This is a genomic window from Mesorhizobium sp. M7A.F.Ca.CA.002.05.1.1 (assembly GCF_003998335.1).
Lineage (GTDB): Bacteria > Pseudomonadota > Alphaproteobacteria > Rhizobiales > Rhizobiaceae > Mesorhizobium.
In genome coordinates this window covers 1-2205 of sequence record NZ_RZQI01000957.1, presented here as the reverse complement: position 1 = coordinate 2205, position 2205 = coordinate 1, and the positions used below count along the sequence as shown (strand labels likewise).

Below are 2205 nucleotides of genomic sequence, written 5' to 3'. Positions count from 1 at the left end.
GGTGAGCAGCGCGACCTGGAACGGATAGGCTCCCTTTTCGGCCTGGTTGCCGCCATAGACGCGGTCGGCTGCGTCGGGGTTCTCCGCCGCGGCTTTCGCCCTGGCTTCCGTCACGCGCTTCATTGGCGAGACCGCTGCCTCCGGTCGGGCGACTGCTTCGTCGGCCTGGGTGGAATTGGCTGCCGCAAGGGCGGCTGCGATGCCGAGCAGCGATGCAGCGGCGATCGGCCTGAACCGATGGATGATGTTCATCTGAAGCCCTCCTGATATGTACCCGAGCGGACCAGCCCCGGCGCATGATCAACAAAGCAAGCCTCAGACTGGTGGTCAGGCCGCGCAGCTTTCGTTGCAGCGGCACGGCAGGGACACCAAGTCAGGCACTGCTTCGCGTATCGCGTTCCTGTGCAGACCCCGTTCAAAACCCTATAGCCCCCCACGGGCTATGTGGAAGCTAATTGTCATTCCAATGTTGTATTAATTTAGGCAATATATCCGCCCGGGTGTCTTTGGCGGGGGCTTTGACCGACCGCATAGGCGATGGTCAAATTTCAAGTGCGGTAACCAAAATCCTTTTTCGACGCCACCACGATCTCGACAATATTTCTGTATCTTGATCCAGTCCTTGCTGACTTTTGGGAGAGTCTCACCATGACAAAACTGACAAACGCACTCATTGTGTCCGCATTGCTTTCCACCGCAATGTGGACGGTCCCGGTTTTCGCCGCCGATCCTGGCTCCGCCAGTGCCGGCAATGGCGAAAGCGCGCGCGACGTGACTTCAGGCGACTACAAGCCCGGGCGGGCAAAGCCAATCGCGCCACCTAAGCTGACCGACGAAGACAGCCGCGCCGCGCCGCTTGCCGACGAGGCAACGGCTGTCAAATCCTACGGCGTCGTCGGACGGTCCGCCGATGGCAAGGAGATCAAGATCGAGCCGAGCGAAGCGCTGCGGGAGCTTATCATCAAGGAACTGAACGCTCCGGCCACCGGAAAAGACGGGGCCGAGCGCAAGACCGAGGATCCGGACCTCGGCGAAGGCGAAGCCGGCCGTCAGGTCTTCGGCACCGACGATCGCGAGCAGGTCAAGAACACCAAGACCTATCCGTTCTCGGCAATCGGCTATCTCGAAGCCAAATCGCCGAAGACGGGCAGCTTCGGCAGCTGTTCGGCAACGCTGATCGGCCCGCGCACGGTGCTCACCGCCGCGCACTGCCTCTACAGCCATGAGGACAAGGATTGGCTCTCCGACTATCTGTTCGTGCCGGGGCTGAACGGCAGCACGGCCGACGACGCACCGTTCGGCGCCTTCGCCTTCGAAAGCGCCTATGTGCTGCAAGGCTTCATCGACAACTACCAGGGTTATTATGGTTCGGTCCTGCTGTGGGATCTCGGCATCGTCACGCTAAAGCAGGATGTCGGCACCAATCTCGGCTGGCTGGGCTATGCGAACTATGACGATCTTGGCGACTTCACCGCCAATCTCGTTGGCTATCCCGGCGACAAGCCGATGGGCACGATGTGGAAGGCAAACTGCGAAGTGCATGCCGAAAACATCGCGCCGGAATATTTCCAGTACGACTGCGATACGTTCCCAGGGTCGAGCGGCAGTTCGGTCTATGCCTACGACAACAAGGCCAAGCAGCGCATCGTCACCGGTGTCAACGTGGCGGAAAGCCCCGACGCGAACACCGCCGTGCGCCTGAATGCTGCCAACGTCCAGTGGATCAACAGCCTGTATAAATAATCGCTGCGCATTCGCGGTGGAGACAAAGGCGGCGGCGCAATCCCGCCGCCTTTTTCGCGCCGCTATTTGGCTTCGGCCGTGGGCGGCCCATTGCGCACATAGGTCTCGATCGCCGAAGCGAAAGTGGGAGAACCCGCCTTGCGCTGCTTGTCTATGTAGCCGGCAAAATAGCTCCAGAAAGAGACGGCATAGTCACGGAAATAAGCATCGGTCACTTTGCGCGAACACAAATCGCCGTCGATGCAGAATGACAGCCGGTTGAGGAAATAGACGATGCGATCGAAATGCTCGCTGAAATCGGCGAGCGGCATGTCGCCGCCGGAGGCGGTCATCGACTCGATGCCGATCCGTTGCCGGAACACCTGCTCCTCGGTTGGCGAGGGGTTGGCGCTGAGCAGATTGTCATATTTGGCGTTAAGCGCGGTCAGACGATCTTTCAGCGCGCGCTGCGCCTGCTGGTAG

At 60.1% G+C, this 2205-nt stretch carries 1 protein-coding gene and 2 pseudogenes; 1 reads left to right on the top strand and 2 read right to left on the bottom strand.

The annotated features are described in order from the left end of the window. Positions 1-252: pseudogene (locus EN939_RS31100) on the bottom strand (S1 family serine peptidase); the annotation flags it as partial. 396 nt (positions 253-648) lie between these two features. On the opposite strand from EN939_RS31100, the gene EN939_RS31095 reads away from it, so the two are divergent. Further along, the gene (locus tag EN939_RS31095; protein WP_127271446.1) at positions 649-1743 is read left to right on the top strand and encodes a trypsin-like serine peptidase; all 1095 of its coding nucleotides are present in this window, start codon (positions 649-651) and stop codon (positions 1741-1743) included. Between the two features lie 62 nt (positions 1744-1805). Here the strand turns inward: EN939_RS31095 and EN939_RS31090 are convergent. Next, positions 1806-2205: pseudogene (locus tag EN939_RS31090) on the bottom strand (DUF4760 domain-containing protein); the annotation flags it as partial.

Excerpts from the sequence above, each read along its gene's own strand:
- EN939_RS31095 (WP_127271446.1), top strand. The coding sequence starts at position 649 with ATGACAAAACTGACAAACGCACTCATTGTGTCCGCATTGCTTTCCACC.